At 32.5% G+C, this 12981-nt stretch carries 13 protein-coding genes; 8 read left to right on the top strand and 5 right to left on the bottom strand.

Annotated elements, in window-relative coordinates; genetic code table 11:
- Window positions 1–176 precede the first annotated feature (176 nt).
- From sppA to KA873_RS07240, 5 genes are all read left to right on the top strand, one after another.
- A complete protein-coding gene (gene sppA, locus KA873_RS07260) occupies window positions 177–1169 on the top strand; it encodes a signal peptide peptidase SppA (RefSeq protein WP_107383793.1) in 993 nt (330 codons plus the stop codon).
- 9 nt (window positions 1170–1178) lie between these two features.
- Window positions 1179–1718, top strand: coding sequence for an RDD family protein (locus KA873_RS07255; RefSeq protein WP_107505148.1), 540 nt, complete (start codon window positions 1179–1181; stop codon window positions 1716–1718).
- 90 nt (window positions 1719–1808) lie between these two features.
- Window positions 1809–2303 carry a thiol peroxidase gene (gene tpx / locus KA873_RS07250; protein WP_019468606.1) on the top strand — a complete coding sequence of 165 codons (495 nt, stop codon included), beginning with the start codon at window positions 1809–1811 and terminating at the stop codon, window positions 2301–2303.
- 158 nt (window positions 2304–2461) lie between these two features.
- Window positions 2462–3409, top strand: coding sequence for a class I SAM-dependent methyltransferase (locus tag KA873_RS07245; RefSeq protein ID WP_107383790.1), 948 nt, complete (start codon window positions 2462–2464; stop codon window positions 3407–3409).
- 87 nt (window positions 3410–3496) lie between these two features.
- Entirely contained in the window at window positions 3497–4696 is a 1200-nt protein-coding gene (locus KA873_RS07240) for an acetate kinase (protein ID WP_107383789.1), read from the top strand.
- Window positions 4697–5047: 351 nt separating this feature from the next.
- On the opposite strand, the gene KA873_RS07235 is transcribed toward KA873_RS07240, so the two are convergent.
- The gene (locus tag KA873_RS07235) at window positions 5048–6214 is read right to left on the bottom strand and encodes an esterase-like activity of phytase family protein (protein ID WP_107504890.1); all 1167 of its coding nucleotides are present in this window, start codon (window positions 6212–6214) and stop codon (window positions 5048–5050) included.
- A 203-nt stretch (window positions 6215–6417) separates the two neighbouring features.
- Window positions 6418–6921 (bottom strand): universal stress protein, encoded by a 504-nt coding sequence (locus KA873_RS07230; protein ID WP_019468610.1) that lies wholly within the window; start codon window positions 6919–6921, stop codon window positions 6418–6420.
- A gap of 150 nt (window positions 6922–7071) precedes the next feature.
- On the opposite strand from KA873_RS07230, the gene ald reads away from it, so the two are divergent.
- Window positions 7072–8187: an alanine dehydrogenase gene (gene ald, locus KA873_RS07225; protein ID WP_107504889.1), complete on the top strand. Its 1116-nt coding sequence runs from the start codon at window positions 7072–7074 to the stop codon at window positions 8185–8187.
- Window positions 8188–8300: 113 nt separating this feature from the next.
- Here the strand turns inward: ald and KA873_RS07220 are convergent, their stop codons facing one another.
- Window positions 8301–8930, bottom strand: coding sequence for a copper homeostasis protein CutC (locus KA873_RS07220; protein WP_107383786.1), 630 nt, complete (start codon window positions 8928–8930; stop codon window positions 8301–8303).
- Window positions 8927–9979, bottom strand: coding sequence for a M24 family metallopeptidase (locus KA873_RS07215; RefSeq protein WP_107504888.1), 1053 nt, complete (start codon window positions 9977–9979; stop codon window positions 8927–8929). Before KA873_RS07215 ends, KA873_RS07220 begins: the two co-directional genes overlap by 4 nt.
- Before the next feature lie 204 nt (window positions 9980–10183).
- On the opposite strand from KA873_RS07215, the gene KA873_RS07210 reads away from it, so the two are divergent.
- Window positions 10184–10873, top strand: coding sequence for a metal-dependent hydrolase (locus KA873_RS07210; RefSeq protein WP_107383784.1), 690 nt, complete (start codon window positions 10184–10186; stop codon window positions 10871–10873).
- A 144-nt stretch (window positions 10874–11017) separates the two neighbouring features.
- Here KA873_RS07210 and KA873_RS07205 read toward each other — a convergent pair whose 3' ends face one another.
- On the bottom strand, window positions 11018–11431 hold the full coding sequence (locus tag KA873_RS07205; protein WP_019468615.1) for a universal stress protein: 414 nt from the start codon (window positions 11429–11431) through the stop codon (window positions 11018–11020).
- Window positions 11432–11655: 224 nt separating this feature from the next.
- Here KA873_RS07205 and KA873_RS07200 point away from each other — a divergent pair, with 224 nt between their 5' ends.
- On the top strand, window positions 11656–12948 hold the full coding sequence (locus KA873_RS07200; protein WP_107383783.1) for a DRTGG domain-containing protein: 1293 nt from the start codon (window positions 11656–11658) through the stop codon (window positions 12946–12948).
- Window positions 12949–12981 lie beyond the last annotated feature (33 nt).

The raw sequence follows: 12981 nt of genomic DNA, 5'->3' as shown, positions 1-12981 counted from the left end.
CATGTGGCTGAGACAAAAAAATGTCTCAGCTTTTTTCATTTTAAAACGATTTGTTTTCTATATCACTCAGATCTTCCTCTTATTTTATTTTTCTTATAAAGGTATACATTGTTTAATTGATTATGTTTAAATTGTATTTGGAACGATTGAAAAAATATTCTGGGAGTGAATACGTTATGTCGAAAAAAAGAATAATAGCAATAGTACTTGCCGTAATAATCGTGCTTGGTGGTATTGTTATGAGTTCGATATCTACTGTGATATCTTCGCTTTTTAGTGAAGATGGCATGTCGGAAATGGATCCTTTTACTGAAACGGTAGAATCAGAAGGTGACAGTTCAAAACGCATTGTACACCTAACTTTAAATGGTGAAATTAGTGAAGGTACTGGTGAAGGAATGTTTGGAAGTTCTGGTTATAATCATGAAGCATTTCTTAAACAGTTGGATAAAGTGAAAAAAGATAGCTCGATAAAAGGTGTTTTATTAACCGTTAATACACCTGGCGGAGGTACATACCCAAGTGATGAAATTTATAAAAAAATTGAAGAAATAAAACAAAAACATAAAAAAGTTTATGTACATATGGATGCGATGGCTGCGTCTGGTGGATATTATATTTCTGCTCCTGCCGATAAAATATATGCTGGCCCTCAATCTACTACTGGATCCATTGGCGTTATTATGTCAAACGTTGATTATTCTGGATTACAAGAAAAACTAGGCATTAAGGAAAATGTCATTAAATCTGGTGAACATAAAGATATTATGAGTAGCTCTCGAGAAATGACTAATGAGGAAAAAGATATTTTGCAATCTGTATTAGATGATAGTTATGAAAGATTTATTAATATTGTTGCAGAAGGTAGAGATATGCCAAAGAAAAAGGTTGAAAAGTTAGCTGATGGACGTATTTATAGTGCGCAACAAGCCGAAAAGAACGGTTTGATTGATGAAATTGGTTATAACGATAATGCGTTAAAAGCACTTAAAAATGACATAAAAGCAAAGGATGCAGAAGTGTTTAAATATAGTGCAGATGAAGGCTGGTTTAGTTCTATCTATTCAACTAAATCAACACTAGATCAATTCAAAAATGAATTAAGTGATTTGAAATCAATTATAAGCAATGATACAGAAGCTGAACCTATGTATCTATATAAAGGTTAGGTGTATAAAATGGAGCAGTATACAAATGAACAAACTTTACAGACAACTCCAGAAAATGATAAATCTGATATAGAAGCAATGTATCATAAACAATTAGCACAGTCTGTATATGCAGGTTTTGGTATAAGGTTTTGGAGTTTTATTATTGATTTACTCATTATATTTGGTATACAGGGTCTGATATTGAAACCGATATATCATTTTACGCATATTGATGAACTTAAGTTATGGATTGAATATTTTAGCCTAGGACACATTTTAGATGCGGTTGTATTTTATCTATACTTTGTATTATTAACTAAATTTTTCAAACAAACGATAGGTAAAATGATTTGTAACATTCGGGTAGAAAGGATAGATCGTCAATCACTTACATGGGCAGATGTGTTATTTAGGGAGTGGATTGGACGTATTATAAGTGGCGTGTTATTTAATTTACCTTACTTAGTTATTTTGTTTACAAATAAACACAGAGGTATTCATGATATCTTCGCTGACACGGTCGTAATCAGAAATAAATACGAAAAATTATTTTATTTAAAAAAATAAAAGTAAACTTTAGTTATCTATGAGTTTATTTTGAGACGATAGATGGGTATACTATGGTAGTAAGAACTATTTAATAGGAGGGCGTGCAACATGGCACAAATTACATTCAAACAAGAACCAGTAACACTATATGGTTCACAAGTAAAAAAAGGAGAATATGCGCCAGATTTTACTGTTTTAGATAATGATTTAAATGAAGTTAATTTAGAAACTTATGACGGACAAAAAAAATTAATTAGCGTTGTTCCGTCTATAGATACAGGTGTTTGTGATCAACAAACACGTAAATTTAATGAAGAAGCTGCTAAAGAAGATGGTGTAGTTTTAACAATTTCTGCAGACTTACCATTTGCACAAAAAAGATGGTGTGCATCAAATGGCTTAGAAAATGTAATCACATTGAGCGATCATAGAAACTTATCTTTCGGTAAAACGTACGGTGTTGTTATGGAAGAATTACGTTTATTAGCACGTTCTGTTTTCGTTTTAGATAAAAACAATAAAGTAGTTTATACTGAAATTGTTTCTGAAGGCACAAATTTCCCAGACTTTGATGCTGCATTAGAAGCTTATCGTAGTCTATAAATTATATAATATTGTCACATGATTATACTAGTAAAACTCATAAAACAGTATCGTTGACATTATAAATTAAACTGTCCATAATTATTTGGTAATATAAGTTAGGGTACTGACTTAATTTCAATTAAATTATGGACAGTTTTTTTAGAAAGGACTTTTAAATGGCACAAGAAGAAACAGTAATGGAACAATTATTTAAGGCACTTGATGAAAAAACCAAATCTTTAAATGAAGAGAATGGTCAAAGTTTCATAGAAAATTTAGGTCTTGCAATGGAAAATGTTTATACTAATCAAAGATCATTGCTGGAACAAGCTACATTACAAGATAGACGTAAGGCATTTCAATTTGCTTATTTAAATCTAATGCAAAAAGAAGATATTCAAGCAAACCATCAAATTACACCTGATTCAATTGGAATGATTCTAGGATTCCTTGCCGAGCGTTTTTTAAAAAATAAAGAAGCATTTCATGTCGCAGATATTGCAAGTGGGGCTGGACATTTGAGCGCTTCTGTACATGAAGTATTAACTGAACATACAGTTATGCATCATCTTGTTGAAGTTGATCCAGTATTATCTCGTGTGAGTGTACATTTAGCAAACTTTTTAGAAATCCCATTTGATGTTTATCCTCAAGATGCTATCATGCCACTTCCTTTTGAAGACGCAGATGTTGTTATTGGTGATTTACCAATAGGATATTATCCAGTGGATGATAGAAGTAAAGAAATGGACTTAGGTTTTGAAGAAGGACATAGTTTTTCTCACTATTTATTAATTGAACAAGCAGTAACAGCATTAAAAGCATCAGGATATGCGTTTTTAGTAGTACCTAGTAATTTATTCGAGGGTACGAATGTGAAACAGTTACAAAATTTCATTGCAACAGAAACAGAAATGCAAGCTTTTCTAAACTTGCCATCTACACTGTTTAAAAATGAAAAAGCGCGTAAGTCGATACTCATTCTACAGAAAAAAGAAACTAATGTAACAAAGCCTGTAGAGGTTCTGTTAGCTAATATACCTGATTTCAAAAGCCCTCAACAATTCCAAGCTTTTTTACAAGATTTAAATGCTTGGATGATGGAAAATCATCCTGAAAATTAAACTGTAATATTCTTGAATTCTTACTGTATTAATGATTAAATAGATATGGATATAAAAAAACTTAATTTAAATTGGAGGCATTATGCTATGTCAAAATTAATTTTGGCTATTAACGCTGGTAGTTCATCATTGAAATTTCAACTTATTGAAATGCCGGAAGAAAAGATTATTACTAAAGGACTTATTGAACGTATTGGATTAAAAGATTCTGTATTTACTATTGAAGTAGGCGGAGAAAAACACAAATCAACATTAGATATTACAGACCACGAACAAGCGGTTAATATTATGTTGGAAAGCTTCAAACAACATGGTGTAATTGATAGCATTTATGATATCGATGGAACAGGTCATCGTGTCGTACATGGTGGTGAATTATTCCCAAATTCAGTATATGTTACAGATGAAGTTGAGGAACAAATTGAGTCATTAAGTGAACTAGCACCATTACACAATCCTGCAAATTTAATGGGCATCCGTGCTTTTCGCAAATTATTACCAGAAATTCCACATGTAGCTATCTTTGATACTTCATTCCATCAAACAATGCCAGAGAAATCTTATCTATACAGCTTGCCATATCAATATTATGAAGATTATGGTATTCGTAAATACGGATTCCATGGAACAAGTCATAAATATGTATCACAACGCGCAGCTGAAATTTTAGGCAAACCGATCGAAGAATTGCGCATGATTTCATGTCATATCGGTAACGGAGCATCCATTGCTGCAATTGATGGTGGAGAATCTGTTGATACTTCAATGGGATTCACACCATTAGCTGGTGTTACTATGGGTACACGTTCAGGGAATATTGACCCTGCCTTAATACCATTTATTATGGAAAAAACAGGAAAAAATGCAGAAGAAGTTCTGAATACTTTAAATAAAGAATCTGGTTTATTAGGTATTTCTGGCACTTCAAGTGATTTAAGAGATATTATTGATGAGGCAAAAGCAGGTAAAGAGCGTGCTCAATTAGCATTAGATGTGTTTGCATCAAGAATTCATAAATATATTGGTTCTTATGCGACACGTATGCACGGTGTAGATGTAATCATCTTTACTGCAGGCGTAGGTGAAAATTCTGATCCTGTTAGAGCAAAAGTTTTAGAAGGTTTAGAATTCATGGGTGTTTATTGGGATGCTAAGAAAAATGAAGCGATTCATGGCGAAGAAGGTTTCATAAACTATCCACATTCTCCTGTGAAAGTTATTGTTATCCCTACAAATGAAGAGGTAATGATTGCACGTGATGTAGTTAAATTTGGTAATCTTGAATAAATTTGATATCAAAAGTATGATAGATTAAAATGCACGATAGTTTTTTGACACAGTTTAAGAAATAAAACAATGTTTAAAAATTAAAATCTATGATATAAATGTCTAGCTTATAAATAAGAGGGCCAATCCTTAATGTGGATTGGTCCTCTTATATTTAAAATATTATGATTTTGATCGTGCATGCTTGCCTGGGGATATGGCTCGAGCCTGTAGTCTCTCACTCACTCATACAATTCACCCGGTGTCAGCACATTACAAAATCGCTACAATTTATATTTTAACTACCTATTTACCTTTAATTTAAATAGACATATATGAATTCCAAAAATAAAAGCTGTTTTTTTGCAATTCTTAAGGTTTTATTTCGAATGCAGTAAGGTTTGTTTGTTGTTTTTGATTAAAGTTATTATCTGATATAAGGACTAAACTGTCGTGACCATTTGGCAATTTTGGACCAAAAGACATACCTTCTATATTGTCAATATGTCCGATGTCTTGCTCATTAAGATTTGCAATTAATTGTTTTTTAACTGGTGTTACATGTTTTTTTTGCAGTGATTTGATATTTTTAATATTTGTTCCACTTGTGCTATCAATTTTATAAATACGTATATAATTTTTGAAATTGTTATTTTTATCTTGAACACTGGCACGCTCAAGTACAAGTAATTCCTTTTTATTCAATGTTAAAATTTCAGAAATTCCATTTTCAGCATCTTTATTTTTTCCTGGTTTTTTTGGAATTGGATCTAGATTATAAGGCTTTTCTGAAATAACATCGCCTTGACGATTATATTTTGTTAAGCGTGTTTTAGCGCCTGATTTTATAGTTGGTAATTGATCATCTTGAAGTAAAGGTGCTTCCATAGAAGTCCAAATATACTTACCATCTTCGGAAAAACTGCTACCTTCTAATGCGAGGTTATTTCTAAATCCATGTTTATTCTGAGGTTCCATTTTAATAGGATTATGGATTTGAAGATTACTAATAAATGTGCCATTTCTAGTAGCTGTCCTTATAAACGGATTGAAACCAAGTTCGCGATCGCCTTCACTAGTATAAAGCAGACGTTTATTATTTAAAGGGTCAATTCTTATCGACTCAGGGTCAGCAACAACATCATGTTGCCGCTTCTTATATGATGACTTACTTGGATATTTTGTGCCATTTGGTTGTGTTAAATAGTGCATTTGTGTGAATTTCATTTTGTTAAATTTATGTTTATTGTAATTGATTTGGGCCTCATAAAACCTAGTTGGATTTTCTTCTGAGCGATCGTCACTGATCATTAGCCACTTTTTGGACTTAGCATCATAAGAAATACCAGAAAGACCGCCTATTTTTGTATTTTTAAATGATTTATTATATGGGATGGTTTCTGTATCAATATATTTTAATTGAGAAGCTGTTTTTTCATTTTTTACATTATCGGTATAAGCATATGTATGTGTTGACGAAGATATAAAATAAGTACTTATAAATAAACTAAGCATCATCATTCTCTTAAATTGGTTCATATCATTAACTCCTTTATGGCATTTCTTAATCCTATTTTACATGCTTGATATGAAGCTCATTTGAAGATGATATAACAATTTCTTAACAACTAAACAGGCGATGTTAAGATGATTAAGAAAAAAAGATAGTTTATCACGATATACAGTGTAAACTATCTTTTTTCTATAGCTGAATGTTTTATTAAATAAGTTGAACTTTATCGTTAATGTGCTTGATACTTGGATCTGAATTCATCTGTAGCTACTTGTGGTTGGAAATCTTCAGGAAGTTCTTCTGTACGTACCACCAACACGTCACAAGGAGAGTGACGCACAATTGCTTCTGATACAGAACCTACGATAAATCTTTCAACTGCGTTTAAACCTGATGTACCACACATAATTAAATCTGCATCAACATCAGCAGCCAATTTTTTAGGTATGATTGCTTTAGGTGAACCAAATTCTAGTCTTGTTTCAACTTCAGTAACACCAGCATTCGTTGCCACTTCTTTATAACCTTTTAATAAATCATCAGAGAAGTTTTTTGACTTTTCAGTAAATTGTGCATCATAAACTTCATAAGAAGAGTAAGTTCTTGAATCAATAACATTTACGATTGTTAGTTTTGAATCATTACGTTTTGCAACTTCTACAGCTTTATTAAATGCCCATTCAGCTTCATGTGATCCATCGACTGCGATTAAAATATTTTTATACGTTAGCATCACAATTACCTCCTTCATCTTCTTGCTTATATTATACCACTATTTACAGAATATTAACATAATTCGCCTTAATACATGTTGTAAAAATACTCTAAACTATGATTGCGCTTTCATATAATACGCGTTACTATAAATTTGGAGGTGGATAAAATGATAATAGGTATTCCGAAAGAGATTAAAAACAATGAAAATAGGGTGAGCTTATCACCAAGTGGTGTACATGCATTAGTAGAACAAGGCCACTCAGTTATTGTTGAAAAATCTGCTGGTTTAGGTTCATATTTTGAAGACGATGATTATATTACAGCTGGGGCTAAAATTGGTGATGGAGCGGCTGAAGTATGGAACGTTGATATGGTTATGAAAGTTAAAGAACCATTAGAAGAAGAGTTCCAATTCTTTAAGGAAGGGTTAATACTATTTACTTATTTACATTTAGCAAATGAAAAGAAACTCACACAAGCTTTATTAGATAATAAAGTAATAGGCATTGCTTATGAAACAGTTCAATTGCCAGATAAATCATTACCATTATTAACGCCGATGAGTGAAGTAGCAGGGCGTATGTCTGCACAAATTGGTGCTGAATTTTTACAAAAATATAAAGGCGGCATGGGCATTTTACTTGGTGGTGTACCTGGTGTAGCTAAAGGTCGCGTAACGATCATCGGCGGCGGTCAGGCTGGTACAAATGCTGCTAAAATTGCATTAGGTTTAGGTGCCGATGTAACGATTTTGGATGTTAACCCTAAGCGTTTACAAGAGCTTGAAGATTTATTTGATGGCCGTGTACACACAATTATGTCTAATCCATTAAATATTGAAGAATGTGTTAAAAATAGTGACTTAGTCATCGGTGCGGTATTAATTCCAGGTGCCAAAGCACCAAACCTAGTTACTGAAGACATGGTAAAATCTATGAAAGACGGTTCGGTAATCGTTGATATTGCTATAGACCAAGGTGGTATTTTCGAAACGACTGATCGTATTTCAACACATGACGATCCAACATATAAAAAACATGGTGTTGTACATTATGCTGTGGCTAATATGCCTGGTGCAGTACCACGTACTTCTACTATTGCATTAAATAATGCAACGTTACCTTATGCATTACAAATTGCGGGAAAAGGTTATTTAAAAGCATTACAAGATAATGAACCTTTATCATTAGGTTTAAATACAATTAATGGGGTATTAACCAATAAAGGTGTAGGTGAAGCTTTGAATTTACCATATTCTAATGTGGAAAGTACTCTAAAATAATAAAAAATAACAAACAAAAACTGGTAATCTCTTCTATATAGCAGAGGTTACCAGTTTTTAATTTCAGGTTTAATACGATTTATTATAATTTAGTGCCGAGTAAATTTGTTATGTCATACAATTTTTGTACCGTGTACCTCTTGAAAAGGGAATGCACTAATGAGTTCTTGAACATTAGATTTTGTTAAACCGCCACCGGGCATGATTTCAATCTTTCCTCCAGAATTCACGACCAACTTACCAAGCTGATTTAAATTGTCAAAAATATTAGTATCAGCTGGACCCCCATGTGTCAATAATCTACTAAAACCAAGTTCAATTAATTTGTGTAATGCTTTTACCTGACCTTCTAAATGTATTTCATCAAACGCCATATGGCAAACAACAGGTATCGGTGATGCTAGTTGTTTTAAAGTTTTCATTTGCCATTCATTCAATGTGTTATCATCTGTTAAACAACCGAATACAAAATAATCAATATCAAATGATTTAATTGCTTTAATATCTCGCTGCATAATTTCAAAGTCATATAGGCTATATACAAAATCACCGCCGCGTGGACGAATCATGACAGCAATTTCTATGTTGTTTGCTTTGCAAATTTCAGTAGCAATTTCAATCATTCCTATACTTGGAGTGGTTCCTCCGACATGTAAGTGATCACACAATTCAACACGATCTGCGCCATTTTCAATCGCATATTCAACTTGTTGGATTGTTTCGACTACGGCTTCTTTAATCATTTTTCGTAACCTGTCAAACTTTCGTTTCCATTTTCAGTTACGAGAATATCATCTTCTATACGGACACCAGCTACACCAGGCACATAGATGCCAGGTTCTACAGTTACAACCATTCCTGGTACAAATTCATTTGTATTTGTACTAGAAACATCTTGATATTCATGTTCTTCTAATCCAAGACCATGTCCTAATCGATGAGGGAAATAGTCTCCGTACCCAGCATCTGTAATAATACCTCGAGCAATAGCGTCTATATCTTTAATTTGTACACCAGGTTTAATTGCAGCGATTGCCTCTTGTTCGGCTTTTAATACGATATCGTATATGTTTTGAGCATCTGAGCTAGGTTGTCCAAATCTAATTGTTCTTGTCATATCACTACAATAGTTATCATAAATGACACCTAAATCAAATAATACAAATTCATTATTTTGTAATTGACGGTCACCAGGTATACCATGTGGTGACGCTGCATGGTCGCCGAATAGGACCATCGTATCAAAGCTCATTTCATTAACGCCATAAGCTTTGATTTCATATTCAATGTGATTAACAACTTGTCGTTCTGTCACACCTTCTTTTAAGAAACTTGCCCCAATTTCAATACATTTATCTGCAAGTTCACAAGCTTTACGAATTTTAGCAATTTCAGAATCGCTTTTAACATTACGTAATGATTTTATTGTTTGATCAATATCACCGAACGCTTTTACATCAAAAGCTTCGATTAATTCACGTTGACGTTGCACAGTTAAGTGTGCCGCTTCAACTAACATTTTATTGAAAGTAAAAGGATATTTATCTAATGCATTTTCTGTATCAAGGTAACCAATGATTTCACCATCAAATGGTGAAGCCTTTACTTCTTCGACTTCTAATTGTGGACAAAATAGGACTTGATCGCCATTTTCTTTGATTAATAAAGCTAGTAAACGTTCATGAGGATCACTTAAATAGCCAGTGAAATAAAAGATGTTCAATGGGGTAGTAATCCATGCTGCGTCAGCTTGTTGTGATTTTAATGATTCTTTAACTTGTTGTAACTTCATTTTTACTGCCTCCTAAATATATGATTATATTAATTTTATGTTAGTTGTGTAAGGAATTCAAAAATAATATGTTGAAATAAGGTATATTGCTAAAATTATTAAAGAATTATCAAATATAAGCGCGTATTTTGATATAAGCGTGTTATAACTGTTAATAATTGTGGTATATATAAAACAAACAGTTTTATGGGAGGAATTATCGATATGAAATTATCTTTTCACGGACAATCAACGATTTATTTTGAAGCGAATGGCAAAAAAGTAATTGTTGATCCATTTATTACGGGCAACGATTTATCCGATTTAGATGCTGAAACTTTAGAAGTTGATTATATTATTTTAACACATGGTCATGGAGACCATTTTGGTGATACGATTGAATTAGCAAATAGAAATCACGCAACAGTTATTGGTTCAGCAGAATTAGGTGATTATTTAACGACTACTAAAAATGTTGAAAATGTTAGACCTATGAATATTGGTGGTAAAGCAGAATTTGATTTTGGAACGGTTAAGTTTGTACAAGCGTTTCACAGTTCTAGCTTGACTGATGACAATGGTATTCCCGTATATTTAGGAATGCCGATGGGGCTAATTTTAGAAATAGAAGGCAAGACGATTTATCATACTGGTGATACAGGATTATTTGGTGACATGAAATTAATTGCTGAACGTCATCCGGTTGACATTTGTTTTATTCCAATTGGTGATAATTTCACAATGGGCATTGATGATGCTAGTTTTGCAATTAATCAGTTCATTAAACCTAAAATTACAGTACCAATTCACTACAATACATTTGACTTAATCAAACAAAATCCAGATGACTTCAAGTCAGCTGTTTCAGAAGGTGAAGTACAGATATTAAACCCAGGTGACGCAGTTCAACTTTAGAGTGATAGCGATATCAACAGTTTATACTAAAATATAAACGCCAATTTCACTAACATCATAGTAGAAATTGGCGTTTTCTTTGTTTTTATGGGATTGCACCATTTGTTGCAATGAGATGATTATCCCAGTCATTACATCGCTATACTATTTTACAATAAGCACAGGGATGCTTGCTCTTTTAGCAACTTTGTGACTCACGCTACCTAGTACGAATTTTTTCTTTTCTTCGGCACGACGGTTACTGAGGACAACTATTTCATATTTGCCACTATTTGCTTCTTTTACCAATTGTTCTTTGGCATTACCACGCACAATGATTTCATCATATTTGATGCCATACTCATCGAGTGTATTTCGAGTGCTTTCTAACCCTTTACTACGTTTTTCAACGAGTTTATCTAAATGAACACCAGATTTAATCGATGCTTGTGCATCTTGCTCACTGATTGCATTAAGAATTGTTACAACAGTGTCTTCACCAGCTAACTTAGAAACTTCTTTAAGTGCTTTTTCATTTTTAAGTGTTGTATCAACACCAAGTAAAATATTTTTAAACATTATTCCATCCCTCCTTAATTCTATTCTAATTAGAGTTTATCACAAATCAAATTAAAAATTATATGTTTTCATATTAACAGAGTAAAAAGTTTTATAGATATTAATATCTTAGTGAATATATGTCATAATTAAAGTTAAAATATATTTTTTAAGTGATTAAATCGCAATTTTAGTTATAAAAAGTTATAATATCATAGAAAATGTCCAAAAATGAGGTTATTACAATGACAAAGCATGAGCAAATTTTATCTTATATCGAATCTTTAGCAGTAGGGCAAAAAATTTCTGTTAGAAAAATAGCGAAAGATTTAAATGTCTCTGAAGGGACAGCTTATCGTGCGATCAAAGATGCCGGTAGAATTGGTTTAGTAGCAACAATCGATAGAGTTGGTACTGTCCGAATAGAAAAGAAAACACGTGAACAAATTGAACAACTTACATTTGGAGAAATTGTAAAAATAATTGATGGACAAGTATTAGGAGGAAGAAATGGCCTCATCAAGACATTAACAAAATTTGCTATTGGCGCAATGGAAATTGAAGATGTGGTAAAGTATTTAAGTCCACATACATTGTTGATTGTAGGAAATCGAAAAGATGTCCAACTAGCCGCTTTGAAAAGAGGAAGTGCAGTATTGATTACTGGTGGTTTTAGAACGTCCAATGAAATAATCAAATATGCTGATGAACATGATTTACCAATACTATCATCTAATTATGATACATATTTAGTTGCGAATATTATTAACAGAGCGATGTATAATCAAATGATTCGGAAAGAAATATTAGTCGTCGAAGATATAGTGAAATCTGTGAATGAAGATACTGTGGTTTTTGATAATATGACTTTGCACGATTATAAAGAAAAAGCAAAACGCACAGGTCACTCCAGATTCCCAGTTATTGATGAACATTGGCGCTTAGTTGGTATCATTACGAGTAAAGAAATAATTAAAATGGAAGACAAGGATACTTTAGCACATTTTATGACTAAGTCTCCGCTTAATGTACAACTATCAACTACAGTAGCAAATTGTGCGCACATGATGATTTGGGAAGGCATCGAATTATTACCAGTGATTTCACCAAGCAAAAAATTAATTGGTGTAATTACAAGAAAAGATGTATTGACAGCAATGCAATTACTGAGTCGTCAGCCCCAGGTAGGCGAAACCATTAATGATCAAGTAGCTAAACATATTACAATTGCAAATGATGATATTCAAGTACAAACTTCGCCTTTACTTACAAATCAGTTTGGTACACTGAGTAAAGCGGTGTTTGTAGCTATTATTGAAGAAACTGTGCGTTATGAAATGCGAAAATTAAAGAAACTTGAAGTAATGATTGAAAGTTTAAATATCATTTACATTAAGACTGTGCAAATTGAATCTGAAATTAATGTACATTATGATATGTTAGATGTAGGAAGAAATTTTGCAAAATTAGAAGTAACGATGACAAGTGATGGTAAACAAGTTGCAAAAGCAATGATTATTTGTCAAATGATAGATTAAAAGGCACATATATAACTTTAAAAAAGGAAGATA

The sequence above is a fragment of the Staphylococcus sp. GDY8P45P genome (genome assembly GCF_017892745.1).
In the GTDB taxonomy this organism is placed as follows: domain Bacteria; phylum Bacillota; class Bacilli; order Staphylococcales; family Staphylococcaceae; genus Staphylococcus; species Staphylococcus cohnii.
This window is presented reverse-complemented; position numbering and strand designations above follow the sequence as displayed.

What these genes read in the sequence shown, in the direction of transcription:
- KA873_RS07245 (WP_107383790.1), top strand. Translation starts at nt 2,462, where the DNA reads ATGGCACAAGAAGAAACAGTAATGGAACAATTATTTAAGGCACTTGAT.
- KA873_RS07235 (WP_107504890.1), bottom strand. Translation starts at nt 6,214, where the DNA reads ATGAACCAATTTAAGAGAATGATGATGCTTAGTTTATTTATAAGTACT.
- KA873_RS07255 (WP_107505148.1), top strand. Translation starts at nt 1,179, where the DNA reads ATGGAGCAGTATACAAATGAACAAACTTTACAGACAACTCCAGAAAAT.
- tpx (WP_019468606.1), top strand. Translation starts at nt 1,809, where the DNA reads ATGGCACAAATTACATTCAAACAAGAACCAGTAACACTATATGGTTCA.
- KA873_RS07230 (WP_019468610.1), bottom strand. Translation starts at nt 6,921, where the DNA reads ATGCTAACGTATAAAAATATTTTAATCGCAGTCGATGGATCACATGAA.
- sppA (WP_107383793.1), top strand. Translation starts at nt 177, where the DNA reads ATGTCGAAAAAAAGAATAATAGCAATAGTACTTGCCGTAATAATCGTG.
- KA873_RS07240 (WP_107383789.1), top strand. Translation starts at nt 3,497, where the DNA reads ATGTCAAAATTAATTTTGGCTATTAACGCTGGTAGTTCATCATTGAAA.
- KA873_RS07200 (WP_107383783.1), top strand. Translation starts at nt 11,656, where the DNA reads ATGACAAAGCATGAGCAAATTTTATCTTATATCGAATCTTTAGCAGTA.
- KA873_RS07215 (WP_107504888.1), bottom strand. Translation starts at nt 9,979, where the DNA reads ATGAAGTTACAACAAGTTAAAGAATCATTAAAATCACAACAAGCTGAC.
- KA873_RS07220 (WP_107383786.1), bottom strand. Translation starts at nt 8,930, where the DNA reads ATGATTAAAGAAGCCGTAGTCGAAACAATCCAACAAGTTGAATATGCG.
- ald (WP_107504889.1), top strand. Translation starts at nt 7,072, where the DNA reads ATGATAATAGGTATTCCGAAAGAGATTAAAAACAATGAAAATAGGGTG.
- KA873_RS07205 (WP_019468615.1), bottom strand. Translation starts at nt 11,431, where the DNA reads ATGTTTAAAAATATTTTACTTGGTGTTGATACAACACTTAAAAATGAA.
- KA873_RS07210 (WP_107383784.1), top strand. Translation starts at nt 10,184, where the DNA reads ATGAAATTATCTTTTCACGGACAATCAACGATTTATTTTGAAGCGAAT.